The organism is Pseudomonas fluorescens (assembly GCF_001902145.1).
Taxonomy (GTDB): Bacteria; Pseudomonadota; Gammaproteobacteria; order Pseudomonadales; family Pseudomonadaceae; genus Aquipseudomonas; species Aquipseudomonas fluorescens_BV.
In genome coordinates, this window is the sequence record NZ_MRST01000001.1 from 1 (window position 1) to 1,077 (window position 1,077).

The window sequence follows — 1,077 nt, forward strand, 5'->3', positions numbered from 1 at the left end:
ACTCGTTCGGTTTCGACGTGCTGGCAGGCGGCAACGCCACAGCTCCGTCCATCACGGGCGCCTGGGATGATGTCGACGGTCATACCGGTATGTTGCACGGTGGCGACCTGACCAACGATGCCATGCCAGAACTGCGCGGTACCGCTCAGCCGAACCAGGTGGTTTTCCTGACGCTTGATGGCACGCTCGCCGGCAGTGTGACCGCCACCGCTACGGGCGACTGGAGCTGGACGCCTCCTGCCAAACTGCCGGACGGTACCCACAACTTCATAGCCCTGGTGATCGATGCTACGGGCAACCCAAGCCGCACCGGTGATTTTCGTCTGGACATCGACACCACGCGCCCTGACGCCGCAGATGACGTAACCGCCAACGATAACGTCGGCCCGACCGTCGGCCTGATCCCTCAGAACGGCACGACCGACGACAGGACCCCGGCCATTGAAGGTTCCGGTACCCCAGGCGATATCGTGATCATCGAGGACAACGGTAAGGTGATCGGTTCTACCGTGGTCGAAAATGACGGCCAGTGGAGCTTCACGCCGACGAATCCGCTGCCGGACGGTCCGCACAGTGTGGTGGTGGTGATTGAAGACCCGGCGGGCAACCGCTCCGACCCAAGCGCCCCGGTTGATTTCATCGTAGACACCTCTGCGGTCGTCATCAGCCTGGATTACGCCGAGGATAATGAAGGCAGCCTGACCGACAACCTGAGCAGCGGCGCCGTAACGGACGACACCACGCCGACGTTGGTCGGTCGTGCCAGCCCGAACAGCGTGGTCGAAGTGTTTGATAATGGTACGTCGTTGGGCACTGTGCGCACCACGGCCCAAGGCAACTGGAGCTTCACCCCGACGACCGAGTTGCTGGAAGGCAGCCACCACTTCACCGCCGTAGCGACCAACCTCTCGGGTGCCGCGAGCCCGCCGACGGCCGATTTCACCCTGGACATTGACACCACCGCACCGGACAAACCGGGTACAGGCGGTACCGGTGGCAATGGTATTGGTAACGTCTGGGACGACGTAGGGCCAACCCAAGGCAACGTAGCGAACGGCGGACATACCGACGTATTCA

General features: G+C 62.4%; 1 protein-coding gene. It reads left to right on the forward strand.

All coding sequences use genetic code 11. From position 1 onward, the window contains the following. Positions 1–1,077 (forward strand): Ig-like domain-containing protein (locus BUE92_RS00005; RefSeq protein ID WP_256673916.1); only part of this gene is annotated, 1,077 nt, incomplete at both ends.